The organism is Pseudomonas sp. HY13-MNA-CIBAN-0226 (assembly GCF_040310305.1).
Lineage (GTDB): Bacteria > Pseudomonadota > Gammaproteobacteria > Pseudomonadales > Pseudomonadaceae > Aquipseudomonas > Aquipseudomonas gregormendelii.
In genome coordinates this window covers 1-235 of the sequence record NZ_JBEOPS010000641.1, presented here as the reverse complement: position 1 = coordinate 235, position 235 = coordinate 1, and the positions used below count along the sequence as shown (strand labels likewise).

Below are 235 nucleotides of genomic sequence, written 5' to 3'. Positions count from 1 at the left end.
GCACCAGGTTCTTGACGAAAGGGCTCCAGAATTTGCTCATGCCTTACTCTCCCTTGACGATGCGGTATTCGGCGCTGCGTGCGTGCGCGCTGAGGGATTCACCACGGGCCAGCACCGAGGCGGTCTTGCCCAGCTCGGAAGCGCCTTGTGGCGAGCAGAAGATAATCGACGAGCGCTTCTGGAAGTCGTACACCCCCAGCGGCGACGAGAAACGTGCAGTGCCGGAGGTCGGCAA

Annotated in this window: 1 protein-coding gene; it reads right to left on the bottom strand. The window is 61.7% G+C overall.

All coding sequences use genetic code 11. From position 1 onward, the window contains the following. Window positions 1-43: 43 nt before the first annotated feature. The coding region (locus AAEZ05_RS30245; protein WP_350650364.1) for a histidinol dehydrogenase at window positions 44-235 on the bottom strand (192 nt) is incomplete at its 5' end.